This window comes from Streptomyces sp. YPW6 (assembly GCF_018866325.1).
GTDB lineage: Bacteria > Actinomycetota > Actinomycetes > Streptomycetales > Streptomycetaceae > Streptomyces.
Genome location: NZ_CP076457.1, coordinates 3,223,327 through 3,247,061 on the forward strand (window position 1 = coordinate 3,223,327; position 23,735 = coordinate 3,247,061).

Consider the following 23,735-nt stretch of genomic DNA (forward strand, 5'->3'; position numbering starts at 1 on the left):
CGCGGGCGGGGTGAACTCCCGCGCCTCCGCCATCGAGGTGGCCACCCGGCCTCGGCACCTCCACCCGTCAGCCGAGGCCCGGGAACTCCTCCGTCGGCAGCTGTACGTCGAACGGGGACGGCACGGTCAGCGGCTTGCCGAACGGCACCGCGTCCGTGTGCTTGTAGGTGCCGTCCTCGTTCGGCTCGGTGAACAGCGTGACCATCGGCCCCCGGGTGTCGAACCGGTCGATCAGCAGGTACATCGGGACGCCCGCGCGGGCATACGCGCGGTACTTCTTGGTGCGGTCCTCCCGGGCGTTGCCCCGCGAGGTGATCTCGACGACGAGCAGGGCCTCCGAGGCGTCCATCGGGTCGCTGGTCTCGGGATCGGCGGCCGCGATCAGCTCGGTCGGCATGACTACCAGGTCGGGGACGTACAGCTTGCCGAGCGGCGCGATATGGACGCCGAGGGTCTGGTAGATCTCCAGATCCTCTGGCAGCGTCGCGTAGAGCCTGCGCTGAACCCTGGCAGCGATCCCGTTGTGATGTGCGTGCGGCGGCGGTACCAAAGCGATCTGCCCCTCGTCGATCTCGGCGCGCCACCCCTCGGGCACGTCCAGCTCACGCCATGTCTGCAGGAGGTAGTCCCACGCGCGCCCATCCGATGCCTGGCCGTTCTCGACAAACGCTGCGGTCATCGCGGGTCCCTTCTTCCGTGGCCTTGCCGAGCAGGCTAGATCGGGGTTTCACGGCCGCCGGCCGTTCCCCACCAGCGTCCCACGATCGAGTGGTCGCGCGCAGGCAGCACGCCCCTACCGCCCGGTACCGGCACCCCCGCCCCAGGAATGAATTCCGGCCCCCCGGTCATACTGGCCCAGGACAGACAGCTGCGAGCGGGTGACCGACGCACGGCATCGGAGGGCGGGGCATGGTCGACGACACGTGGTCCGGCGCGTTGCACCGGCTCTGGCAGGCCGCTTCACGGGCGGAGGAGGTCGCCGCGCTGGCGGACGACGTCTACGCACCGCTCCTCGCCACCCCGGGCGTCCACCTCGTCGTGGGCACGCGGTGGGACGAGGACGCGACCCTGCGGTACATGCGGGCGCTCGATGCGGACGGCGGCGCACCGGTGATCGTCGCGACGGCCCGTTCGATGCCGGGGGCCGCCGTCCGTGAACCCGACGGCGAACCGGTCGTGACCCGGTCCGCCGTCGCGGAGCTCGACGACGCGGCGTGGCCGGAGGCGGAGTTCCTGCGGCGCTCGCCGGGGGCGTCCGTCGTGGCGTGCACCTTCCGGCTCGACCGGAACGGCTGGGCGGGGCTCAGCGTCGCCGTGGACGCCTCGGCCGACACGGAGGAGGTCGCACGCCGTCTGGCTCAGGCCATCGACGTCATCGTCGCGTGCCACACCGGCATCCTCCAGCGCGGCCGCGAGGCCCGCCGGGGCGCCGACGACGCCCTGCTCGCCGAGGCGTCGCTCCAGATGGACTCGTCCCTCGACGTCGAGGACACCCTCAGACGGGTGGCCCGGATCGCCGTCCCGGCCGTCGCGGACGGCTGCCTCGTCCATCTGCTGCGCAAGGACGGCCCCGAGTTCGTCGCCGCCACCCACGTCGCCGTCCGGCAGCAGCGCGCCCTGGAGGAGGCGGGCCGGGACGACCCGTGGCTGACCTCCCTGCTCACCCGGCGCGACGACGGCGACCAGGCCCTGTTCCTGAGCGGCGCCGCACTCGACGGGTCCCCGTTCGCCGGCCCCGCTCCCGCCGGGGACGGCCGGCACCCCACGGTGGTCAGCGTCAGCACCCTGCACGCCCGCGGCCGCGTCGTCGGCAGCATCACCTTCGTCTACCAGCGCCCCGAGGACCGGCTGCCCGACAGCGCCTTCCTCGACAGTCTCGCCACCCGTGCCGCCCTCGCCATCGACAACGCGCTGCTGTACGAGCTGCGCCGGCACGCCGTCCTCTCGCTCCAGGAGCACCTGCTCCCCTCCCGGCTCCCGTCCGCCGCGGGCTGGGACCTGTCGGCGAGTTACGAGGTCGGCGACCCGATGCTCGATGTCGGCGGCGACTTCTACGACGCCGTGCCCCGCCCCGACGGCTCCATCTCGCTGCTGATAGGCGACGTCTGCGGGCGCGGCGCCGAGGCCGCCGCCCTCACCGGACTGGCCCGGCACACCCTGCGCACGCTGCTGGAGGAGGGCACCGACCCGGGCACCGCGCTGAGCCGCCTCAACCGGGCGCTGCGCCAGGAGGGAGCCTCCCGCTTCCTCACCGCGGTCGTCGTGACGATGACGCCCCGGGCCGACGGCACCGTGCTCCTCACCACGTGCAGCGCCGGCCACCCGCGGCCGCTGGTGCTCCGCGCGGACGGCACCACCGACGAGGTCGTCTCGGGCGGTCTGCTCCTCGGCATCCTGGACGACGTCTCGTACGAGAGCCACGAGGACTTCCTCGCCCCGGGCGACACCCTCGTCCTGTTCACCGACGGGCTCACGGAGTCCCGGGGGGCGGGCGGCACGTACTTCGAGAGCGTCCTGTCCGAGCGCCTCTCCGCCCTGCGCGGCAGCGACGCCGCCCACGTCGCGGAGAGCCTGGCCCGGCAGGCCAGGGCCTTCCGCGCCTCCGGGCAGGACGACATCGCCCTGCTCGTGGCCCGCTGGAACGGCAACACGCCCTCCGAGGGCCTGGCCCCCCTTCACACCCTCCTCGAACAGGCGGCGTTGCGATGACCCGTGGCGGACTGATCCTCGTGGTCGAGGACTCGGAGGAGGACACCGAGGCCATCCAGCGCGCCCTGTCCCGCTCGCACCCCTTCCTGGACCTGGAGTTCGCCCCGCGCAGCGAGGACGTGCTCCCCCGGCTCCTCGATCCGGACGCGCGGCGCCCGGATCTGCTGCTCCTCGACCTCAACATGCCGGGCACGGACGGCCTGACGCTGCTGTCGAGGCTGCGCGCCGACACCGCGTGCGCGTCACTGACCGTGGTGGTCTTCACCTCCTCCACGGCCTCCGCGGAGGAGGACGCCTGCTACGCGGCGGGCGCGGACAGCTACATCTACAAGCCCGTCAACTTCGAGCTGTTCCAGACCGTTCTGCAGGGCGCCGTCGACTTCTGGCTGCCGCGCGCGGCCGACGGCGCGGTCACGGCCGCGCCTCCGGCGGCTCCTCCAGCGTGAACCAGACGGCGGTGCCGGGCCCGCCGCCGGAGTCCGCGTCCGGCGCGGCGGCCGGGCTCTCCAGCCACAGCCGGCCCCCGTGCCGTTCCACGATCCGCTTGACCACGGCGAGGCCGACGCCCGAACCGCCGCCCCGCTCGTCGCGGCGGTGCAGCCTGCGAAACAGCTGAAGGACGTCCGCCTGCTGCCCGGCGGGAATCCCGATGCCGTTGTCCCGGACGACGAGAGCCGTCACCGCGCCCCCGTCCGCGCCACGGCCCTCCTGCCCCGGCGGGGTGACCCGTACCGCGTCCACCCACACCCGCCGCTCCCCCGCGCCCTCGTCCGCCGCGTACTTGGCCGCGTTCACGAGCAGGTTCTCCAGCACCTCGCGCAGCCGCTCCCGGTCCGCCCGCAGCCGGGGCAGGGCGGCCGGGCGCACCAGCGTCACCCCCTGCTCCGCCAGCCGGCCCCCGGCCACCACCAGCGCGTCGTCCAGCACCTCGTCCACCGACAACGCCTCCCGCTCCAGGCCCACCTGCCCCAGGCGCGAGAAGTGCAGCAGCGAGTCCAGCAGGCCGTCCATGCGCTCCGCGAGGCGCCGCACGGTGGTCAGCCGGCGCAGGGACGTCGTGTCCAGGGCGGTCCCGGCGTCCTCGACGATGAACGCGGCGGCGTTCGAGATCCCCCGCAACGGCTCCTTGAGGTCGTGCGCCGCCGCGTGGGCGAACGAGTCCAGGTCCTCGTTCGTCCGGGCCAGCTCCGTGTTCCGCGCCTCCAGCGCCACCACCTGGCGGGTCAGCAGACCCGACACCTCCCGCCACAGCTCACCGGCGACCACCCGCTGGGCCGGACTCCACGGCGCGCTCCGCCCCCGTACGGTCGCCCGGTAGACCGCCGCCGAACCGCGCGGGGTCAGCCGCTCACCCCCGGGGCCCGTACGCACCGGCCGGGACGGGTCGGCGGCCCATTCCCGGGGCGCGGGGCGCTCACGGCGCCACCAGGCCAGCAGGTCGCCGTCCCGGTTGAACGGGAGGAGGAGCAGCCCGGCGGGAACCCCTTCGGCCTCGGCCTCCTCCGGTTCCAGGCCCAGCGCTTCGGGCAGCCGGTCGCTGCTCCAGACCTCGCCGACGGGCCCGTCCTGCGCGAGCCGGGCCAGCAGTCCGGGCAGCGCCTCGGGCAGCGGGGCCCCGGCCGTCAGCATCTCCGTGCCCCGCAGCAGCACCGCCCCGTCCGCGTCGAGCAGTTCGGCCAGACCGGACCCGGGCCTCATCAGGTCGTCCGGCGCCCAGGAGGTCAGCCGGGCCAGCACGGCGGCGAGCGCCCCCCGGCTCCGGGCCAGCTCGTCCGCCTCCTCGCGCCCGGCGACGGCGGCGAGTTGCAGGGACAGCGCGATCCCGAAGAACTCGCACGCCGCCCGCACCTCGGGCGACAGCCGCCTCGGCTCGTCGCCGTGGCAGGCGATCAGCCCCCACAACTCCCCTTCGTGCAGGAGCGATACGGACATGGAGGAGGCCACCCCGATGTTGCGCAGGTACTCCAGGTGGTAGCCGGAGACCGTCCGCAGCACGGAGGCGGAGAGGTCCAGCGGCTCCCCCGTGTCCGCACGCAGCGCCGGTTCGAGCCCCGCCGTGCGGTCGTCCACATCGCCGATGACCCGGATCCAGTTGCGGGCGTAGAGACGGCGGGCCTGCGGCGGAATGTCGGTGGCCGGGAACCACAGCCCCAGCCACGGTTCGCGTCCCTCGCTGCGGGTCTCCGCGATCACCTGGCCGGGTCCGTCGCGGCCGTCGAAGCGGTACGCCACCACCCGGTCGTAGCCGGTGAGCGTCCGGATCTCCCGGACGGCGGCCTCACAGCACTCGGTGACGTCCCTCGCCCCCTGGAGCTTCTGCAGGGCGCGCCGCACCCGGGGGTAGAAGTGCTGGAACACGAACGGCCCGTCGTCGGAGCGCGGTTCGAACTCCAACACCAGCAGGTCCCCGTTCCGGTGCACGGTCACGTCGAACAGCCGGGCCCCGTCCTCGCCGCCGTCCTCGCCGCCCAGGGTCAGCGGCAGCACACCGGAGGACGCGGGCCCTTCCTGCGGTGCGGCCGCGCCCGAGTCCGTCACCGCCTGCGCGCTCTCCCGGGCCCGCGCCCACTGCTCGTCGCCGATCAGCTCCGTGACCGGCCGGCCCAGCACCTCTCCGGCCGCCCGGCCCACCACTTCGGCCACGTTCCGGCTCACGGTGTCCACGACGGCGTCGTCCCACCGCGCGGCGATCAGCGCCCCGTACGACTGGACACCGCCGAGCAGGTGGATCGGCTCGCGCACACACTGCGACAGGTCGAATTCCTGGCTGACCCCGGCCTCGGCGGCGACCGCCCTGGGGGTGAGCCACCCCTGTACGTCTTCGGGCACCTTCTCTTCTCCGTCCTTCGGCTCCGCCCTTCCTATCACCCCGCCTTCGGAGGGGAATTCCCGCACATATACGCGCGGAGGAAAACCACCTCCGGGAATCCGGATTCCCGGAGGCCGGTCACCTGGTTTCCCCACATACCGCCCCCGGCCGGCCCGCCGCGCCGGGCCCGCAGGCCCGGCCGGGAAGGAACACCGGTGGTCGCACCAGGTGTAGGCCCCCTCTCCCCGGGCACACGAAGTCCGACGGAGACAGCGGCACGGCGCCGGTGAATCCGCCGCAAGGAAACCGGAACGAGGAAACCGGGACACCAGCGAAAGAATGGCCCAGGCGACCTTCGCGAAAGGAGCCACCATGAGCGACTCCCTGTGGGTCTACCAGCCATCGAGCGGTCATACCGCAGGAATCGACCTGACCGGCTATTCGGTCGAGGCGACCGACGGCAGTATCGGAAAGGTCGACAAGTATTCCGACGAGGTGGGCTCGGCCTACCTCCTCGTCGACATCGGGGTCTGGATCTTCGGCAAGGACGTCCTGCTGCCGGCGGGCACGGTGAAGCGGATCGACGCGGAGAACCGCCGGGTCCACGTCGACCTCACCAAGGAACAGGTCAAGGACTCCCCGGAGTTCGACCGCCACCGGCAGGCCGAGGACCCGGGCTACCACGAGCAACTGTCCGCGTACTACCTGGCGTTCCGCATCATGTGACGGAGACCGGCGTACGCCCCCGAGCGGCGGCGGGCCCGACCCCGAGGAGGGGCCGGCCCCGCCGCCTCACGCGTGGGCACCCCGCAGGCCGTGCGACCTGAACGAGGCGGCCCGGACGACGCGACCGTGCGGCCCTCGGCCCGCCAGGGTGGCCCGGCCCCGTACTCCGCATCGCTCCGGCCGGGCCCCGCACCGCTCGGACCGGCCCCGCACGCCCCGGACCGCGCCCCGCGCCGCTCGAACCGGGCCCCGCACCGCTCGGACCGGCCCCGCACGCCCCGGACCGCGCCCCGCGCCGCTCGAACCGGGCCCCGCACCGCTCGGACCGGCCCCCGCACGCCCCGGACCGCGCCCCGCGCGACTCGGACCGGGTCCCGCACGGCGCGACGGCGATCCGGCGGCCACTTCTGGGAGCGCTCTCAGCACTGTCGGCGCCCGGCGCTAGGCTGTAGACGATCCGGCGGCGACACCGGGCACGCACCACGCACACACGCACAGACGCACTCACGCAGACGTACGCGCGGACACAGACGCGGACGCACGCACGGCCCGCGTGTCGCCGCCCCCGTCGACAAGGAGCGTCCGCCTTGCCCGAGCAGTCCCCCGGGTCCCGCCCCACCCTGGAAGCCGTCGCGGCGCGCGCGGGGGTGTCGCGGGCCACTGCCTCCCGGGTCGTCAACGGGGGCGACGGCGTCCGCAAGCCGCTCGTGGACAAGGTGCTCCAGGCCGTCGACGAGCTGGGCTACATCCCGAACCACGCGGCGCGGACCCTCGTCACACGGCGTACCGGGGCGGTGGCCGTGGTGATCGCGGAGCCGGAGACCCGGTTCTTCTCGGACCCCTTCTTCTCCCAGCAGATCCGGGGCATCAGCAAGGAGCTCACCGCCCACGACACCCAGCTCGTGCTGCTGCTGGTGGAGGGGCCCGGGGACTTCGACCGGATCGCCCGGTATCTGGCCGGCGGGCATGTCGACGGGGCCCTCGCGTTCTCGCTGCACACCGACGACCCGGTGCCCGCGATCACCCGCAGGGCGGGCATCCCGGCGGTGTACGGAGGCCGGCCGAGCTGGACCGCCGACCCGGGCGACCAGGCCGTTCCCTACGTCGACGCGGACAACCGGGGCGGGGCGCGGCTGGCCGTGCAGTATCTGCGGGACCTGGGGCGTCGGCGCATCGCGCACATCGCCGGGCCCGCCGACCAGACCTCGGCGATGGACCGGCTGGACGGCTACCGGGACGTGCTGCTGGACGTGGACCCGACGCTCGTCGCCGACGGGGCGTTCACCGTGGAGAGCGGGGCCCGGGCGATGGCGGAGCTGCTGGAGCGGCGGCCCGACCTGGACGCGGTGTTCGCCGCCAACGACCTGATGGCGTCGGGCGCGCTGCGGGTCCTGCGCGAGCGGGGGATCTCCGTGCCGGAGCAGGTGGCGCTGGTCGGGTTCGACGACATGGACTCGGTGGCCTCGGAGACCGATCCGCCGCTGACGACCGTGGGCCAGGAGATCGAGGGACAGGGGCGGCTCATGGCCCGCCTGCTGCTGCGCACCCTGGACCGGGAGCGCACGGGCGACGGCGACGTCCCGGAGTCGGTGATCACCCCGACCACCCTGGTCCGGCGGGCCTCGGCCTGAGGGCCCACGAGCCCGGCCCGCGCACCCGCACCCGCACCCGCACCCGCACCCGCACCCGCACAGACGTACGTACTCCAGCGCGGCCGGGCTCGTGGGCCCCGGCCCCGAGCGAACATGTACACGTACACGCGTACACGCGCCCGCAGGCCCACACGTACGGGGCAGCGGCCCCGGCCCCGCGCACCCGCACGCGTACGGCGGGCCTCCGCCTGAGGAACCGGAGACCCGCCGTGTCTGCGTCACCTGTACCGGCCGCCTCCCCCTGGCCCTCGCCCGGTACAGGTCACCGGCCGCCGGTCACTGGTACGGAATCCGCAGCACCGCCGCGTCCGTGCCGGTCTGCACCTGGGACGTGCCGTTGCCGAGCGCGTTCCAGATCTCCAGCCGGACCGTGCCGTTCCGCAGCTCGCCCAGGCTGCCGGTGGTCGCCTTGACCCCGGACGCCTGCGTGTACTCCTCCCACCCGTTCACCGGGTCGGTGGCGAAGTAGCGGAAGGTTTCGGTCCGGTCGAACGTGCCGTCGCCGGTCAGGTCGTAGCTGACCCGGACCTGCGGGGCGAGCCCGACCCGCGTGCCCGCGTCCACCCGGAGGCGGAACGTGGTGGCGGCCCCGGCGGCGACCTTGCCGTTGACCTTCTTCACCTCGTAGACGTTCGGGCGGTACGGGGTGCCGTCCCGGTTGACGCCGTCGGCCGAGGCGATGGTGTCCACGCCCGCCGGGTCGGTGGTGGCGGTGGTGAGGACGCCGCCGGTCTTGAGGCGGAAGGTGTTGCCGGTGCCCGGCTCCCCGGGCTCCCCCGGGTCCGGGTCACTGCCGCCGGGGCCCGTGCTCGTGGCCGTCGAACGGGCGGGCACGGACAGGGTCTTGCCGTCGGAGAAGGTCACCGTACGGGCGGTGGAGCCGTGGTTGTGCGCGGTGTAGGTGCGCGTCCCGTCCTTGGAGAACACGGCGGAGGTCGGGATGTCGCCGCTGACCGTCATGTCGGGGGCGCCGACCGCCGCGAGGGTGTTGATCCAGTGGTAGGTGTGCGCCCTGGACTCGCCCTGCTCGGGGGTGTAGTTCCCGTTCACCCCGTCCCACTTGGCCTTTGCGGCCGCCGGGTCGGAGAGCGACTCGAACTCCCAGAGCAGGTCGCGCCACTCCTGGGCGGGCCCGCCGTTCTCGCGCTCCATCTCGGCGATGTTCCGCTTGATGGCGGCCTTCTCACGGGCGAGGTGGAGCGAACCGCCGGTCACCGGAAGGACGTTGATGCCGTGGATCTCCTCCGGGTTGGCGGTCCACCAGGTGGAGTAGGCGCCGCCGCTGCCCCAGACCATGCCGACCGTGTCGTGGCCGAAGGAGGCGGGGAAGACCTGCTGCGAGGCGTCGAACCAGTACTGGGTGATCGCCTCGGACTCGGTGGTCAGCAGGTAGCTGCCGAGGTCCCGCAGCGCGTTGTCACCGGTGGCCGAGCCCCAGAGCACCAGACCGGCGCTGAGGTTGATGGACTCCGAGGACGACTCCTGGTTGTTGCCCGCCGCGAAGCCCTGGTGGCCGGAGGCCCAGCTGTGGCCCGCGTACACGTCGAAGCCGCGCAGGAAGGGGTAGGCCGAGTCGGTGCGGCTGGGGTTGGCGGTGTCGCGGATCAGGTGCTTGACCATCGTGCCCCAGGCCGGGTCGGCCGCCCAGGCCTGGTCGTACTGGGCGATGACCGCCGCCGCGTAGACGTAGTAGCTGTAGTGGAAGTGGTGGTCGTTGAGCTCGGTGTCGCTGCCGTACGAGGCCGGGTAGCCGGTGAGGGTCTTCCAGTCCTTGTCGTAGCTGAACTCACTGGCCCCGCCCGCCGTGAACCACTCCTGGAGGCGGCCCTTCATCAGGCCGAGGAGCTTGTCGCGGGTAGCGGTCTGACCGATCTGGTCGGCGACGGGCACCAGCTGGGCGAGCCGGCCGAGCGCCTTGCCGGTCCAGTAGGTGTCGGTGGCCCCTACGAGCGGGTCGGAGGCGTTCGCGACCTCGTTGAGATAGCCGGTCAGCCGGGCCTTGTCGACGCCGCTGGAGGCGGGCAGGGCGGGCACGACGCCGTTGTTCTTCTGGCTGGTGGTGAAGGTGGCGGACTCGCGCACCTTCATCGTGCCGCGCGGCGAGACGTACGTGTACGGGGTCAGCGCGTCGGAGGTGTGCAGCCACTGGTGGCGGTAGAGGGCCTGGAGCGTGCCGCGCTCGGTGCCCTCCTTGGCCTCGGTGGTCAGGCTGTAGGTCGCCCGCACGGTGCCGCCGGTGGTCTGCCAGGCCACCTGGGAGCCGGTGACGAAGCTGAAGGCGTACTTCCGGTAGGTGGCCAGCGCGTTGGTGGAGGGCAGCACGGCGAGCGAGAAGTAGTCCTTGGAGCCGAGGCCCGCGGTGATCGTGGAACCGGAGACGTTCCAGTCGCTGCCGGTCGGCGCGAAGAGCGCGTAGTGGTGCCCGGCGACGGTGATGCCGAGGACGTTGCCCTGGTCGGAGAAGACGGTGGGCGCGGAGGCGGTGGTGACGCGGGCGTCGCCGCCGGAGCCCTTGGCGTACACGAAGGGCATGCCGTGGCCGATGGTGGCCCGGAAGGTGCGCGATCCGTCGGCCCAGTAGGGCGTGACGGTCCAGTCGGACCAGGCGTCGGCCTTGGTGTCGGGGGAGTTCAGGCCGGAGAGCCCGACGGTGAGGTCGGCCTTGTGGGCGTACTCGTACTGGCGGCCGTCGCCGACGATCGCGGGCGTGGTCGGATAGCCGACCTCCAGGCCGGACGCCCTGGCCTGGTACGTGAGCGGGTGACCGTACATGGGGGTGCTGTACGGGTTGTCGCCGTAGCGCTGGAAGGCCAGCGAGGACCACCAGTCGTTGGTCGGGACCGGCTTGGACCGGGCGGCCGCGGTGACCTTCGGGGTGACGGGGGCCCCGGTGTTGGTCGTCGGCCCCTGGGCGCCGGCCGGGCGCGCGTCGGTGTAGCTGCCGGCGCCGGCGGGGACGGTGGCGGCGGCAGCGGGGGAAGCGGCGGGGCCCAGGCCCACGGCGGCCACGGCGATCGCGAGGAGCGTCGCGGCCGCGGGTCTGGGAGTGACTCGGGGAACGAGTCCGGAGAGGGAGGTCAGCACGAGCAGCACCTCGATCATGGGGGGGGAAGAGCGCGTTCGAGAGCGCTCTCAGGTGCCATGGAACGTAAAACTCCTGAAACGTGAGTGTCAAGAGAACGCACACGGGCGGTAGTTGGGAGGTGGTCCGATGTAACCCCAAGCTGTTATGCGTTCGAGTCTTGACGGGAGGGGGGTGGTGGGAGACGCTCCAGACGCAGGTTTGAGAGCGCTCTCAAAGCGCTCGGTTCATCCCGAAGCCAAGGGAGGCTTCCCATGCCCATCGCCCGAGCCGCCAAGAGAGCCACCGCCCGCCTCGGCGCGGTCGTCCTCGCCGGGGCCCTCCTCGCCGCCTGTGGATCCAGCGACTCGTCGGACTCCTCCGACAGCGCGGGCGGAAAGGTCACGCTCAACGTCGACCTCTTCGGGTCCTTCGGCTTCAAGGAGGCCGGGCTCTACGAGGAGTACCAGAAGCTCAACCCGAACATCACGATCAAGCAGAGCGACACCCAGGACGAGGCGGACTACTGGAAGTCGCTCCAGACCCGGCTCGCGGGCGGCGGCGGCCTGGCGGACGTGCAGGGCGTGGAGGTGGGCCGTATCGCGTCGGTCACCCAGCAGCAGTCCGACAAGTTCCAGGACCTGAAGGAGTTCGGGGCCGACAAGCTCAAGGGCGAGTTCGCCGAGGCCAAGTGGTCGGCGGCGACCACCGAGGACGGCAAGATCCTCGGTCTCGGCACGGACGTCGGCCCCGAGGCGATGTGCTACCGCACGGACCTCTTCAAGGAGGCCGGGCTGCCCACGGACCGCGAGGAGCTCGCCGAGAAGTGGGCCACGTGGGACGGCTACCTGGAGCTGGGCAAGGAGTACAAGAAGAAGGCCCCCGCCAAGAGCGCCTGGCTGGACAGCGTCGGCTCGCTCTACGGGATCATGATCGGCCAGGAGGAGGAGCGATACTACGACGCCTCCGGCGAGCTGATCTACGACAAGAACCCGGCGGTCAAGGAAGCCTGGGACACCTCGGTGGAGGCGGCCGAGGCGGGCCTGAGCGCCGAGCTCGACCAGTGGTCCCCGCAGTGGAACCAGGCGTTCGCCGCCGGTTCCTTCGCCACCATCCCCTGCCCGGCCTGGATGCTCGGCTACATCAAGGGCCAGGCCGGTGACGGCGGCCAGGGCAAGTGGGACATCGCCGAGCTGCCCGGCGGCGCGGGCAACTGGGGCGGCTCGTACCTCTCCATCCCGCGTGCGGCCAAGCACAAGAAGGAGGCGTACCAGCTGATCGAGTGGCTGACCGCCCCCGAGCAGCAGGCGAAGGTCTTCCAGAAGCAGGGCAACTTCCCGTCCTCGACGGGCGCCATCGAGACGATCGCGGACGCGAAGGACGCGTACTTCTCGGGCGCGCCGATCGGCCAGATCTTCGGTGACGCGGCGAAGGAGGCCCCGGTCCAGGTGCTGGGTGTGCACGACCAGAACGTGATGCAGCAGATCACGAACGCGCTGAGCGAGGTCGAGCGCAAGGGCGTGTCCTCGGACAAGGCGTGGGGGACGGCGAAGAAGGGCGTGGACAACGTGATCGGCTGACGCCGGCACGCGCTGTCCCTCCCCCTGCCCCGGACGGGCGGCCCGGCCGGCGCCGGCACACGCCGCCCCTCCCCCTTCCCCGGGACGGGCGGCCCGGCCACCGGCACACGCGGCCCCTCCCCCTGCCCCGGGACGGCCCGCCAGCCGACACCGGCACACGCCGCCCCCGCCACTCCCCCGGGAACGGGCGGCCCGTCCGACACCGGCACACGCCGCTCCCGATCCCCCCGCTCCCACCCGGGCCGGTCCGCCCCCGCAGCGCGCGGGCGGACCGGCCCCGGCTCCGTGACTCCCGCCCCCGATCCCGAAGGGCCGCACCGTGTCCCTCACCGCCACCGCGAAGGCCGGGCCCCGCAGGCCCGCCGGAACCGGACCCGGCCCCGACGACGGCCGGGCCGCCGCGCTCCGGCGCACCTGGCGCACGGCCTCCCCGTACGCCTACATCGCCCCGTTCTTCACGCTCTTCCTGGCCTTCGGCCTCTTCCCGCTCCTCTACACCGCGTTCGTCTCGCTCTACCGGGTCGAGCTCCAGACGAGCGGCGAGATGGAGTGGCGGGGCATCGCCAACTACACGGCGCTGTTCACCGACGCGTACTTCTGGACCGCGCTGCGCAACACGTTCACCATCGGCGTGCTGTCCACGGTCCCGCAGCTGGCGATGGCGCTGGGGCTCGCGCACCTGCTCAACTACAAGCTGCGCGGCCGGACCTTCATCCGGACCGCGATCCTGCTCCCGTACGCGACCTCCGTGGCCGCCGCGACGCTCGTCTTCGCGCAGCTCTTCGGCAAGGACTTCGGGCTGATCAACTACGTGCTGGGGCTGGTCGGCTTCGACCCGGTGGACTGGCAGACGGGCACGGTGGCCTCGCAGATCGCGGTGTCGTCGATCGTCGTGTGGCGGTGGACCGGCTACAACGCGCTGATCTATCTGGCGGGCATGCAGTCGATCCCGCACGAGCTGTACGAGGCGGCGGAGATGGACGGGGCGTCGCGCTGGCGCCAGTTCCTGCACGTCACGCTGCCCGGCCTGCGCCCCACGATCGTCTTCACCGCCATCATCTCGACGATCGGCGCGACGCAGCTCTTCGGTGAGCCGCTGCTGTTCGAGGGGTCGATGTCGGGCGGTATCTCGCACCAGTACCAGACGTTGGGCCTGTACATGTACGAGCAGGGCTGGGGCTTCTTCCACCTGGGCAGGGCCGCGGCCATCGCCTGGGTGATGTTCGTCCTCATCGTGGTGCTCGTCGGGGTCAACGCCCTGATCGCGCGCCGCCGCGCACGCAAGGAGGCCGGCCGATGACCGCACTCGCCGCACCGCCGGCCACGCCCGCGAAGGGCGAGCCGGCGCAGACCCCGCCGCCGGGCCGCCGCATCGGCAGGGCAGGCGCGGGCCGCACGATGAAGGGCGGCTGGCTCTCCTACCTCATCCTCGGCTTCGCCCTCCTCATCTCGGCGTTCCCGTTCTACTGGACGATCGTCACGGCCAGCCGGTCCAACGCGGACATGGCGAAGGTCCCGCCGAGCCTGCTGCCGGGCCCGAACCTGATCAAGAACTTCGAGCAGGTCCTCGAAGAGGCGGACATCGGCAAGGCGCTGCTGAACTCGCTGATCGTGTCGGGGTCGATCACGATCGGCACGGTCCTGTGCTGCACGCTGGCCGGCTTCGCCTTCGCCAAGCTGAAGTTCAAGGGCCGGAACGCGCTGCTGACGCTGACGATCGGGACGATGATGATCCCGCCGCAGCTCGGTGTGATCCCCCTCTTCATGCTGATCGCCGAACTCCAGTGGGTGAACCAGCTCCAGGCGGTGATCCTGCCGGGTCTGGTCTCGGCCTTCGGTGTCTTCTTCATGCGCCAGTACCTGGTGCAGTCGCTGCCGGACGAGCTGATCGAGGCGGCCCGGGTCGACGGCGCGTCCACCGCGCGCATCTTCTGGTCGATCGTCATCCCGATCGCCCGGCCGGGGATGGCGGTGCTCGGGATGCTCACCTTCATGACGGCGTGGAACGACTTCTTCTGGCCGATCATCGCGCTGTCCTCGCAGGAGCCGACCGTGCAGGTCGCGCTGCGCCAGCTCGGCGGCGGTTACGTCAACGACCAGTCGGTGATCATGGCCGGCACGCTGCTCGGCACGCTACCGGTGCTGCTCGTCTTCGGCCTGCTGGGCCGGCAGATCGTCGGCGGCATCATGCAGGGCGCGGTGAAGGGCTGATCCGAGCGCCCGCCTCCCCTCCTCTCCCTCTTCTCACCCTCCCTCCTCCCCTCACCCTGGAGTGTCCGTCTCATGACCGCTGTCGACGAAGCCCGCCCGGCGACCACCCCGGCTGCCCGCCCCGAGACCGGTACGGTGCTCCGCTTCCCGGCCGGTTTCCGCTGGGGCACGGCGACCGCCGCCTATCAGATCGAGGGCGGGGCCGCCGAGGACGGCCGGACGCCGTCCATCTGGGACACCTTCAGCCGGACGCCCGGCAAGGTGCGCAACGGCGACACCGGAGACATCGCCGCCGACCATCTGCACCGGATGCCGGACGACGTACGCCTGATGAAGGAACTCGGCGTCACGGACTACCGGTTCTCCGTCTCCTGGCCCCGGGTCCAGCCGACCGGCCGGGGCCCGGCCGTCGAGCGCGGCCTCGACTTCTACCGCCGTCTGGTGGACGAGCTGCTGGCGGCCGGGATCAGGCCGGTGGCGACGCTCTACCACTGGGACCTGCCGCAGGAGCTGGAGGACGCGGGCGGCTGGCCGGAGCGGGACACGGCGCACCGGTTCGCGGAGTACGCGGGCCTGGTGGCGGGGGCGCTGGGTGACCGGGTGCCGACGTGGACGACGCTCAACGAGCCCTGGTGCGCGGCGTTTCTGGGGTACGGCAACGGGGTCCACGCCCCCGGACGCACCAGCGACCTGGCGGCCCTGCGCGCCGCCCACCACCTGAACCTGGCGCACGGCGCGGGAGCGAAGGTCCTGCGCGAACGCCTCCCGGAGACGGCGGAGGTCTCCCTCACCCTGAACCTCCACGCGCTGCGCCCCCTGACCGACACCGAGGCGGACCGGGACGCGGTGCGCAGGATCGACGCGGTGGCGAACCGGATCTTCCTGGACCCGGTGTTCCACGGCCGGCTGCCGCAGGACCTGGTGGCGGACACGGCGGCGGTGACGGACTGGTCGTTCGTGAAGGACGGCGACCTGGAGGTCGCGTCGACGCCCATCGACTCGCTGGGCATCAACTACTACTCGCCGAGCGTGGTCTCGGCGGGTACGTCGGAGTCCCCGTCCCCGTGGGCGGGCGCGGAGCAGCATGTGGCGTTCACCCCGGCGGCGGGCCCGCGCACGGCGATGGACTGGCCGGTGGACGCGGACGGCCTGTACGATCTGCTGACCCGCCTGCGCGACGAACTCCCGTCCCTGCCGGTGCTGGTGACGGAGAACGGGGCGGCGTACGACGACTACGCGGACCCGGAGGGCGAGGTGCACGACCCGGAGCGGGTGGCGTACCTGGACGGGCATCTGGAGGCCGTCCACCGGGCGATCGAGGACGGGGTCGACGTACGCGGCTACTTCCTCTGGTCGCTGCTGGACAACTTCGAGTGGGCGTACGGCTACAGCAAGCGGTTCGGCATCGTGCACGTGGACTTCGCGTCCCAGCGGCGGACGGTGAAGGACAGCGCGCGGTGGTACGCGGAGGTGATCGGGCGGGGCGGGCTGGCGCGGGCCTGATCCCCCGACCCGTCGAAGGGCCCCGGAGTGCGCGCGGACGCTCCGGGGCTCTTCGGCGTGCCCGGCGGCCGATTCCTCCCGGATTCGGCCGGGCGGCTTTCGGCCGGATGAAGGGTCGGGGTCGCACGGGAGGGGTGCCGGCGCCAGGACCAGCGGCCAAACGGGGGTCCGGGCGAACGGTGGCCCATCCGTCCCGGTGAACCGAGCATGAACGCTGCCCACCTCCACGGAGGTCGCTCCCCACCCCGTACGGCGACCGCATCGGCAACCGCTTCCCCTCCCTGAAGCAACATGGCGCGAATGCGCCGCTCACGGTGGAGGCCACGAGACACGCCCCTTGACGACCGCCCAACCCTCGTCCGTATGGTCTAGACCAAGTAGGGAAGGGCGTCGGGCCACGTCGATCACGTACGGCCCCCGCCCCATCTCCAGGCGCGCACCCACCTGCCCCGGCCCTGACGCACAGCACCCCCTCCGCTCCCCCCCTCCAGGAACCCGACGAGCCGCACGGGTCCACCCACGCACGTTTCCCCACCCCCACGGACATCACGGGAGACCGCACATGAGCAGCCACACCGTAGAGCCGAGCCTGCCCCCGCCCGGCGGAGAGCCTGAACCCCTGCTGCCGCGCCCGGAACGGGCTCGGGCCCACCGCCCTCCCGGCCCTCGGTTCCCCGGGCGGTTCGCCGAGCTGGTCGACGTCCACGCCCTCACCCTGCTGAGGGCGACGGTCGGTATCGTCTTCGTCGGCTTCGGCGTCCTGAAGCTGTTCCCCTCGGCCAGCCCGGCGGAGCAGCTGGCCGTCGACGCGGCGACGAAGATGACCCTGGGCCTCGTCCCGGAGACGGTGCTGCTGCTCTCCCTCGCAGCACTCGAAACGGCCATCGGCATCGGCCTGATCGCCGGCCGCCGCCTGCTGCGCCCCGCCCTCGTCGCGTTCTTCCTGCACATGGGCGGCGTGTTCTCGACCCTCTTCCTCCTCCCCGACGCGATGTGGCAACCCCACTCGCCGGCCCCGACGATGGAGGGGCAGTACGTCGTCAAGAACGTGGTCCTGGTGGCGGTGTGCCTGGTGGTGGCCGCGCACGAGTGGAGCCGGGGGAGCGGCCGCCGGCCCCCGGGGCGGTGACCGGCACACGCGCCGGGACGGCGAGCAGTCAGCACGAGACCGGGGAGAGACCCGGCCCGTCCGGAGCCTGGGAGTCACGTCCTGGCGGGCCGGATGACCTCACCCGGGTCCCGGAGCCACACGTGCTGACCCCGGTCGGTGACGGTCAGCCCGAACTGCCCGGCATCGGGCCGGCCCGCCACCTCGTACTCCCACCACGCCTGCTCGATCTCCTCCCACAACAGCCCCGGCCCGTACTGCCACACCTCCTCCCCCGTAACAGCCGTGGCCCCGACTCCGCCCTCACGCGTCACCCACACCTGAACACCATCGGCAGTCTCCTGGTGAATGAGCCGCACGCCGGGCAGCCGAGCCCCCGCGAACAGGGCGAACCCGAGATCCAGGAGCCGGGCGGGATCCAGACCAGCCGCACGCGCCCGCCCCTTCCCCCGCACGTCGTGAAGGTCGGGCACACGATGGGACCGCATCGGCATGTACGTGGCCCCGCCACAGAACGGGCCGGAGGCGGTACCGTCGCCCCGGACGTGGAGCTGGACCAGCGCCCCGGACCAGAACTCCCGGGCCAGCGGCGCCACCACCACCCCGCCGGGACGGACCTGCCGCAGCAGCGCGTACGGGACATACCGCAGAGCGCACGTGGCGATCAGCCGGTCCACCACACCCAGCCCCGGCCACGGCTGCTCACCGTCCCCAACCCGCAGATGCGGCCGGTACCCGGCCTGGGCCAGCGCCTCCGCCGCCTGCCGGGCCACGACCGGATCCAGCTCGACACTGTGGACGAGATCATCGCCGAGCCTCTCGCACAGCAGCGCGCACACGTACCCGGTCCCGGTGCCGATCTCCAGCACCCGCTGCCCGTCCCGGACATCGAGCAGCCCGAGCATCCGGGCCACCATCGACGGCATCGAGTTCGACGACGTCGCCACACCGGGCCCGCCCTCGGCCCCGTCGTCGAGCTGCGTCACCACCGGCTCATCACTGTTCACCAACGCCAACCACGCATCCGCCCCCACCACCGGCTCACACCGGTCGGCAAGCTGCCGCCACACATCGGCCGGAACGAACCGGCTGCGCGGCACAGCCTCGAACACCCGCCGCCAACCACCCGTGAGCAGCCCGCGATCAGCGAGATCCCGCACCAGATCCGGGTACGTAGGTGCCTGCGGTACGCCGCTCACGACTGCGGCACGAACTGAGGGCGGCTGCCGTCCGGCGACGGCTTCGGCTCCTGCGGCGGAGTCCACGGCCTGTCCGACGGAGCCCCGCCGTGCTTCCCGGCCTCAACCGGTACGGGAGCAGTGGTCATCATCCATCTCCTCTGATCGATGCATGCGGTACAACGGACCGGCTCACCGGGCGGCGAAGCCGGAAGATCCCGTACGGCGGAAGCAGATCGACCCGACACGGCCAACCTCCCCCGGCACACGCCCGGCACAACGGATCCCGGCCGACGGCGGTGCGCCGCACGGCGGTCACCGGGGATCGCCAGCACGCCTCGCAGACACGGACATCCGGGACCGACGAGTCCAGCGTCACCCGCCGCTCCGAAGAGCGGCGGCCACCGCGTGGCACGGGCAGGCACACCCCGGCAGGCGGCACAGAGCGTGCACGCCGGCCAGGTCCGTCACCAGCCCACTACGGCAGACAACACTGCACGGACCGTCCGGCCTCGCCGACAACGCATCCAGAGCAACGACCCGCCCTCCGGCCCTGTCGCCGGCAGTGATCGGATCACCACGCCACAGCAACGTCACCCCACGCTCCGGACAGCAAGCCCCCGCCCCGTCGTCGAACGCGAACTCACGCGACCCTCCGTTCACGTACCACTTCATCCGCGCCGCGCCTCCCGCCAAGCCCGCCCCAGACTCACAGCCGTCGGGCAACAGACTCCGACACGACAGGTCGCACAGGACTGAGTGTGTCCGAGCCACGTTCGGTACGCCGCATCTTCCGCGGCGCCGGTCTTCATCACGTACCCGATGCAGATGTGGCACTCGCAGGCCGGAAACGCGTGCGAGTGCTCCGGCTCCGTCAGCGGAATCACCTCGCTTTGCGGTCGGAGGACCTGAGTACGGCCCTCGCGATCCACCTCGTACACCTTGATCGTCATCGTCACGACAACTGCCTTCCGCTACCGTCAGTCGTTGTTTCGTCACTGTCCTCACGACGGTACGGAGCAGCAATCAGCGCTTGAACTGACGGTGGGTACGGGTGTCCAGCCGCGACATCCGGGCAAAGGGGGCGCCATGGCCAGCGGATCACGCGCCGCCCTGACCAGCAGTCGGGGAATGCCCCGGACGAGCCGCAGTGGCACAGTGTCCGGGTACGTATTCCGTCTGATCCGGGAGCAGTTGAGCCACACGCAGGAGACCCTGGCAGAGCAGTTGCGCGTTTCGCCCGACACCGTCGCAGGGTGGGAATCGGGCCGTCGATCCTTGACGGCTGTTCCTGTCGGGCAGATGCTCGTGCATCGCCATCAGCTCTTGCGCCTGGGCAGTCCGCCTGCCTTGCTCCTGGCTCTGGAAAGAGCCACGGAGGCCGACGTACTGCTGGCGTCCGTTCTCAACGAAAACGTACGCATTGAGGCCAGCCCGATCGGCGCGTGGGTTATGCAGCGCGAGCTGGTCGAGCTGCTGTCCTGGCCACTCAACGGGGTGGCTCCGACACCTCTGCGTTCCCTTCCCGCCCCTTCGCGGCCGCGCAGAGGCCCCACTCCGCAGGGGCCGGAACTATCCGCTGCCGACCGCAAGCTCTTCTTCTCGCGCATGCGCCGAGCCGCTGAGCAGTCACGGGGCGGGGACCAATTCCTGCTGCGCCGCCAATCCCTGTACTTGGCCGGGTACGACGACGCTTCGGACACCTCCGACTGGTTGGCTCAGCAGCAACGGATCGGGCACCCGGACGGTTGGCTGGCAGGCTGGCTCAACGCCCGATCGGTCGCGGCCGTCGCCGCCAGGCAGGGTGACCGCGACCGGATGCGGCACTTCATCGCCGTGACACTCGGCGATGACGATGCAGGCGAAACAGCAAACCTCAACTATTGGGCGTACTGGATCGGCGAGACCTCACACTTCAAGCTCTCCGACGACTTCATCGCTACTTCAAGCCCGGGCTCGTGGCCGGGCAACAACCTGATGCGCCATCTGGTGCGAGGCCTGACCCCGGACCACGGATTCTTCGACTTGAACGTTCACACCATCTGGACTCTCCTCACCGCACGACCGCACCTGCTGCGTCCCGGATCCGCAGTCAGGAACGAGCTACGCGCATCCCTTCCCGTGATGTTGGATAGTCGGGAGCTGTCAGCGCCGACACGCCGAGAGCTGGAAGGCATCCGGTATGCGATCCGCCTCAGCGAGGCGTGAGAGGAGGGGGTCGTGACGGACGACCTGGCCGCCGTGGGCCGCTTTCTGTACGAGGCGGGCACGCTCAAGCAGACGCGGCGCACCGGCTGGTGGATGGCCGGAGTACGTGATCCGGAGAGTGTGGCCGAGCATGCGTGGCGTACCGCGTTGATCGCCACGATCATCGCGAAGCTGGAGGGCGCGGACCCCGCCCGCGCCGCGTACCTGGCTGTCTGGCACGACACGCAGGAGACCCGGACCGGGGACGTGAACCACCTCGGGAAGAAGTACGCGCCGGCCGGCGACCCCCAGGAAGTCACCGTCGACCAAACGGCGGGAATGCCGGAGATGCTGGCCTCGGCGGTCCGCGAGCTGATCGCGGAGTACGAGGCGAAGGAATCGCCGGAGGCTGTCTGCGCCCGGGACGCGGACAAGCTGGAGTGCCTGCTCCAGGGCATCGAGTACAAGACCCAGGGCTACGAGAACGCTCAACGGTGGATCGACAACAGCCGAGGCCGACTCGTCACCGAAACCGCCAACCGCCTCGCCGATGAACTCCTGGACCAAGGAAGCCTCGACTGGCTGCGGACCGCCTTGGGCGAGGGCAAGCAGTAGCCCGCCCTCGGTGCTCGGTGCTCGGTGCCGAGCACCTGGATTCGCGACGGTTGGGTCAGGAACGAGGGGCGGGGCTCGGGTTCCGAGGCTCAAGACTCGGGCTCCGGGGACGGTCGGGTCACTCTTCCGGGGGTACGTAAACGGGACTCCGGCCCGAAGCTCGGGTGCCGGGATCCGGGCGTCGGGATGCGAGACCCGGGGTTCGAGCGCCTTCTTTTAACCAGCGGGAAAACATAGGGGGTTAGGGAAAACCTCCCCCACCTCCCTACCCCGTCACGGACCGACAGTATGACTAATCGTGACGGCTTGCGGCGGAGCGTGACGGCCGCTTACGGTGCGAGAACCAAACGACCCCGACACGGTGTTAGCGCACCAGGCCGGGGTCTGACCACAAGATCACTACCCAGAAAGACGATCCCGTGGCTATCCAGCACCTTAGCTCCGCCCTGCCCGTCCCCGCAGTCTCCGCCGCGTACCCGATGGCCAAGCCCGGCTACGGCAAACGCTCCGCCCCGGACCAACAACCCCGCACGCCCCATGACTTCGCGCTGCTCCCGGCCCGTGAGCGGTACATCGCCGGGTTCGTGGACCACCTGCCCGACGGGGCCGCGATGAGCGTGAAACAGCTCACCAAGCAGCTCCCCCTCTACGGCCAGCAGGCCATCGGCACCTCCCTCAACGCCCTCTCCGTCGCCGGACACCTGCGACGCGTACGGTGCCCTGTCGGCACGGGCGACGAAACCCGCTGGGCCTTCCGCACCTTCTGGTCCCGCACCGCCCGCGACAACACATGGTGGACCACCTACCTCGCCACCGAAACCGCCCCCCAGGCCACAGCACCCGCACACCCCCCAGCCCCCACCACCGCAGCAGAGGCCCCTGCCACCGACGCGACTCCGCCGCCCCCGTGGCCCCCGTCCGAGGAACCGCCACCGCCCGGACAGCCGGAGGACTCGCCGCCCGCCGCGCAACCCCCGGTCTCCGCCGCCGTACCACCCCAGCGCACCCCGCCCCAGGCGCGGGAAGCCGAACCCGCGACGCCCACCCGGGACTCGGCCCCCACAAGGCACACCGCGGCCACAGCGGCCACCGAGCTCTCCCCCGCCTACCTCGCCCTCGCCCGCCTAGGCCGCGCCGACCACCGCCTCGCCCTCTCCGCCCACGACTGCGCCGCCCTCGAACCCCTCGCAACACGATGGCTCGACCGCGGCGTCACCACCGACTACCTCACCAACGCCCTCACCGCAGGACTCCCCACCCAGATCGACTCCCCCGCCGGACTCCTCCGCCGCCGCCTCACCGACAAGATGCCACCCCAACTCCCCGCCACGAACACTCCACCGGGCACCGGCACCGACACCCCCGCCCCCGTCCCCGCCCCCGCCCGCCGCATCCTCGTCGAATGCACCGACTGCGGCCGCCCCGGCCCACCCCAAGCCCTCCCCGACGGCCTCTGCCGCCCCTGCCACCGGGCTCACACCACTGCCGGCGACTCCCCACCCGACCCCACCCAGATCGCCGCCGTCAAAGCCCACATGGCCAACCTCCGCCACCTCCTCAAACCCGTCTGATCCCTGCCGCGACGAGACCGAACAGACTGGGCGAGTGCCGCCCACCGGACACGCCTGGCCGGCTCGGCCGACGACCTGGAGGCCCTGATCACTCTGGCACCCGAACTCGCCCACCCCACCTACCGGAACCTGCTGATCGACTACGCGTGCGGTGGGCCGCAGCTTCCACCCGAACTGGTCGCCGAGGCTCGACGGATCATGTCGCCTCCGCCCGCGGGCACGTCGCCGACGGGCTGACACGCGACGGGCCCGCGGCACCGGACCGAGGCGCGCGGAGACTCGGCACCGGACCGGGTCGCGTGGGGGCTCGGCGGCGGCCGGTGAGCCACGGCCAGGCTCAGGCAAGGGCCGTGACCAGCGAAGCGAAAGCGGCGATGAGGACGGCCACGCGGACGTAGTGGTAGCGGTCCCAGCGGTTCATCTGCTCCTTCCAGTCGTCGGGCCGGTTCTCCGGGGTCCACGTCTTGCCCTGGTTGTTGATCGGGACGAGCAGCAGGAGCGACATGATCACGCTGAGGAGCAGCAGTGCGCCCGCCGTGACGACCAGGCCGACGCCTCCCTCCCCCCATGCGGCTATGGCCCAGATCGCGCTCAGGACGAGTGAGCCGATGTACCAGAACGGCATCAGCGCCCCCAGCATCCGGCCCCCGTGGCTCCGCCCGAGCTGAGAGCTGTCGTCGGGCAGCGCGTCGAGAATCCGGTTGATCACGAAGGCGACGGAGAACTCCACCCCCACCAGCAGTCCGACGATCACGGTGGTGACGATCTCAAGTGCGTCGAGCATGATGACTCCCTCTGAATCTAGCGGCGCTAGCAGATGGTTCA

Annotated in this window: 17 protein-coding genes; 12 read left to right on the plus strand and 5 right to left on the minus strand. The window is 71.7% G+C overall.

Translation table 11 applies throughout. From position 1 onward, the window contains the following. Positions 1-67: 67 nt before the first annotated feature. The gene (locus KME66_RS14060) at positions 68-679 is read right to left on the minus strand and encodes a Uma2 family endonuclease (protein WP_216322404.1); all 612 of its coding nucleotides are present in this window, start codon (positions 677-679) and stop codon (positions 68-70) included. A gap of 230 nt (positions 680-909) precedes the next feature. Here KME66_RS14060 and KME66_RS14065 point away from each other — a divergent pair, with 230 nt between their 5' ends. Together KME66_RS14065 and KME66_RS14070 are read left to right on the plus strand one after the other, a co-directional pair. Beyond that, entirely contained in the window at positions 910-2,709 is a 1,800-nt protein-coding gene (locus KME66_RS14065) for a PP2C family protein-serine/threonine phosphatase (protein WP_216322407.1), read from the plus strand. Then, positions 2,706-3,155 carry a response regulator gene (locus tag KME66_RS14070; protein ID WP_216322411.1) on the plus strand — a complete coding sequence of 150 codons (450 nt, stop codon included), beginning with the start codon at positions 2,706-2,708 and terminating at the stop codon, positions 3,153-3,155. The genes KME66_RS14065 and KME66_RS14070 overlap by 4 nt, the downstream gene beginning before the upstream one ends. Here KME66_RS14070 and KME66_RS14075 read toward each other — a convergent pair. Continuing rightward, positions 3,121-5,538 carry an ATP-binding protein gene (locus KME66_RS14075; protein ID WP_216322415.1) on the minus strand — a complete coding sequence of 806 codons (2,418 nt, stop codon included), beginning with the start codon at positions 5,536-5,538 and terminating at the stop codon, positions 3,121-3,123. The genes KME66_RS14070 and KME66_RS14075 overlap by 35 nt on opposite strands. 352 nt (positions 5,539-5,890) lie before the next feature. On the opposite strand from KME66_RS14075, the gene KME66_RS14080 reads away from it, so the two are divergent. Both KME66_RS14080 and KME66_RS14085 read left to right on the plus strand, forming a co-directional pair. After that, entirely contained in the window at positions 5,891-6,244 is a 354-nt protein-coding gene (locus KME66_RS14080) for a PRC-barrel domain-containing protein (protein ID WP_073220391.1), read from the plus strand. A gap of 587 nt (positions 6,245-6,831) precedes the next feature. Then, positions 6,832-7,875 (plus strand): LacI family DNA-binding transcriptional regulator, encoded by a 1,044-nt coding sequence (locus tag KME66_RS14085; protein ID WP_073219455.1) that lies wholly within the window; start codon positions 6,832-6,834, stop codon positions 7,873-7,875. Between the two features lie 297 nt (positions 7,876-8,172). On the opposite strand, the gene KME66_RS14090 is transcribed toward KME66_RS14085, so the two are convergent. Then, entirely contained in the window at positions 8,173-10,998 is a 2,826-nt protein-coding gene (locus tag KME66_RS14090; protein ID WP_216322419.1) for a glycosyl hydrolase, read from the minus strand. A 234-nt stretch (positions 10,999-11,232) separates the two neighbouring features. Between KME66_RS14090 and KME66_RS14095 the strand changes: the two genes are divergently transcribed. From KME66_RS14095 to KME66_RS14115, 5 genes are all read left to right on the plus strand, one after another. Next, positions 11,233-12,537 (plus strand): ABC transporter substrate-binding protein, encoded by a 1,305-nt coding sequence (locus KME66_RS14095; protein ID WP_073219449.1) that lies wholly within the window; start codon positions 11,233-11,235, stop codon positions 12,535-12,537. A 319-nt stretch (positions 12,538-12,856) separates the two neighbouring features. Then, positions 12,857-13,837 carry a carbohydrate ABC transporter permease gene (locus tag KME66_RS14100; protein ID WP_073219447.1) on the plus strand — a complete coding sequence of 327 codons (981 nt, stop codon included), beginning with the start codon at positions 12,857-12,859 and terminating at the stop codon, positions 13,835-13,837. Further along, positions 13,834-14,748, plus strand: coding sequence for a carbohydrate ABC transporter permease (locus KME66_RS14105; RefSeq protein ID WP_073219445.1), 915 nt, complete (start codon positions 13,834-13,836; stop codon positions 14,746-14,748). The genes KME66_RS14100 and KME66_RS14105 overlap by 4 nt, the downstream gene beginning before the upstream one ends. A gap of 72 nt (positions 14,749-14,820) precedes the next feature. Further along, positions 14,821-16,251 (plus strand): GH1 family beta-glucosidase, encoded by a 1,431-nt coding sequence (locus KME66_RS14110; RefSeq protein WP_216322422.1) that lies wholly within the window; start codon positions 14,821-14,823, stop codon positions 16,249-16,251. 562 nt (positions 16,252-16,813) lie between these two features. Next, positions 16,814-17,380 carry a DUF417 family protein gene (locus KME66_RS14115; protein WP_216322424.1) on the plus strand — a complete coding sequence of 189 codons (567 nt, stop codon included), beginning with the start codon at positions 16,814-16,816 and terminating at the stop codon, positions 17,378-17,380. Between the two features lie 74 nt (positions 17,381-17,454). Here KME66_RS14115 and KME66_RS14120 read toward each other — a convergent pair whose 3' ends face one another. Continuing rightward, on the minus strand, positions 17,455-18,558 hold the full coding sequence (locus tag KME66_RS14120; RefSeq protein WP_216322426.1) for a methyltransferase domain-containing protein: 1,104 nt from the start codon (positions 18,556-18,558) through the stop codon (positions 17,455-17,457). 1,110 nt (positions 18,559-19,668) lie between these two features. On the opposite strand from KME66_RS14120, the gene KME66_RS14125 reads away from it, so the two are divergent. The 3 genes from KME66_RS14125 (at position 19,669) to KME66_RS14135 (ending at position 22,910) form a co-directional block, all read left to right on the plus strand. Next, positions 19,669-20,745, plus strand: coding sequence for a DNA-binding transcriptional regulator (locus KME66_RS14125; protein ID WP_253208587.1), 1,077 nt, complete (start codon positions 19,669-19,671; stop codon positions 20,743-20,745). 12 nt (positions 20,746-20,757) lie between these two features. Beyond that, complete coding sequence (locus tag KME66_RS14130; protein ID WP_216322428.1) at positions 20,758-21,339, plus strand: HD domain-containing protein; 582 nt, start codon at positions 20,758-20,760, stop codon at positions 21,337-21,339. A 419-nt stretch (positions 21,340-21,758) separates the two neighbouring features. Beyond that, positions 21,759-22,910: a MarR family transcriptional regulator gene (locus tag KME66_RS14135; RefSeq protein WP_253208331.1), complete on the plus strand. Its 1,152-nt coding sequence runs from the start codon at positions 21,759-21,761 to the stop codon at positions 22,908-22,910. A 337-nt stretch (positions 22,911-23,247) separates the two neighbouring features. Here KME66_RS14135 and KME66_RS14140 read toward each other — a convergent pair whose 3' ends face one another. After that, on the minus strand, positions 23,248-23,694 hold the full coding sequence (locus KME66_RS14140) for a DUF1772 domain-containing protein (RefSeq protein ID WP_216322430.1): 447 nt from the start codon (positions 23,692-23,694) through the stop codon (positions 23,248-23,250). Positions 23,695-23,735 lie beyond the last annotated feature (41 nt).

Bases quoted from the DNA above. Each gene is read 5' to 3' on its own strand.
- KME66_RS14060 (WP_216322404.1), bottom strand. From the start codon at position 679: ATGACCGCAGCGTTTGTCGAGAACGGCCAGGCATCGGATGGGCGCGCG.
- KME66_RS14065 (WP_216322407.1), top strand. From the start codon at position 910: ATGGTCGACGACACGTGGTCCGGCGCGTTGCACCGGCTCTGGCAGGCC.
- KME66_RS14070 (WP_216322411.1), top strand. From the start codon at position 2,706: ATGACCCGTGGCGGACTGATCCTCGTGGTCGAGGACTCGGAGGAGGAC.
- KME66_RS14080 (WP_073220391.1), top strand. From the start codon at position 5,891: ATGAGCGACTCCCTGTGGGTCTACCAGCCATCGAGCGGTCATACCGCA.
- KME66_RS14090 (WP_216322419.1), bottom strand. From the start codon at position 10,998: ATGATCGAGGTGCTGCTCGTGCTGACCTCCCTCTCCGGACTCGTTCCC.
- KME66_RS14095 (WP_073219449.1), top strand. From the start codon at position 11,233: ATGCCCATCGCCCGAGCCGCCAAGAGAGCCACCGCCCGCCTCGGCGCG.
- KME66_RS14105 (WP_073219445.1), top strand. From the start codon at position 13,834: ATGACCGCACTCGCCGCACCGCCGGCCACGCCCGCGAAGGGCGAGCCG.
- KME66_RS14110 (WP_216322422.1), top strand. From the start codon at position 14,821: ATGACCGCTGTCGACGAAGCCCGCCCGGCGACCACCCCGGCTGCCCGC.
- KME66_RS14115 (WP_216322424.1), top strand. From the start codon at position 16,814: ATGAGCAGCCACACCGTAGAGCCGAGCCTGCCCCCGCCCGGCGGAGAG.
- KME66_RS14125 (WP_253208587.1), top strand. From the start codon at position 19,669: ATGCCCCGGACGAGCCGCAGTGGCACAGTGTCCGGGTACGTATTCCGT.
- KME66_RS14140 (WP_216322430.1), bottom strand. From the start codon at position 23,694: ATGCTCGACGCACTTGAGATCGTCACCACCGTGATCGTCGGACTGCTG.